Source organism: Vibrio sp. 2130-1, assembly GCF_033339515.1.
The window spans coordinates 1-585 of record NZ_JAWOUT010000509.1 but is presented as its reverse complement, the minus strand read 5'-3'; the positions used below and the strand labels follow the sequence as shown (position 1 = coordinate 585).

Here is a 585-nt window from a genome sequence, read left to right as displayed (position 1 = left end):
CCATTTCATCCAACAGAATCACACTGTAAGGTTTACGCCTTACGGCTTCCGTTAGAACGCCCCCCTCACCGTATCCGACATATCCAGGAGGAGAGCCTAACAACAATGAAACCTTATGCTCTTCTTTGAATTCCGACATATTTATCGTGGTTACGTTGTCTTCGCTCCCATAAACTTTCTCTGCGATAGCAAGAGCGGATTCTGTTTTTCCGACACCACTAGGGCCAGTTAATAAAAACACGCCATTAGGTTTAGTTTCATCCGTCAATTGGGCACTTGCTGTTTTGATCACTTCGGACATGATTTCTAGAGCATGATCTTGCCCCACCACTCGCTCGCACAAGCTATCTTTTAGGTTAAGAACCGCTTCAATTTCGTCATCTTGCAATTTTCCAAGTGGAATACCTGTCCAATCAGAAATTACCTCAGCAATCAAAGATTCATTCACATGAGAAAAGACTAAAGGTTGCGTGTTGAGCGCTAAGTTCGATTCGATTTCCTGTAATCGCTCTTTGTCACAGTCGACATTCTCTTCTATCACCTTAGCTCTCAAGGACTTAGCTTCTTGAACCCACTGCTTTTCTT

Annotated in this window: 1 protein-coding gene; it reads right to left on the bottom strand. The window is 43.4% G+C overall.

Features of this window, described 5'->3' with window-relative positions:
* On the bottom strand, positions 1-585 hold a 585-nt coding region (locus tag R7Q09_RS27110), incomplete at both ends, for an AAA family ATPase (protein ID WP_318144073.1).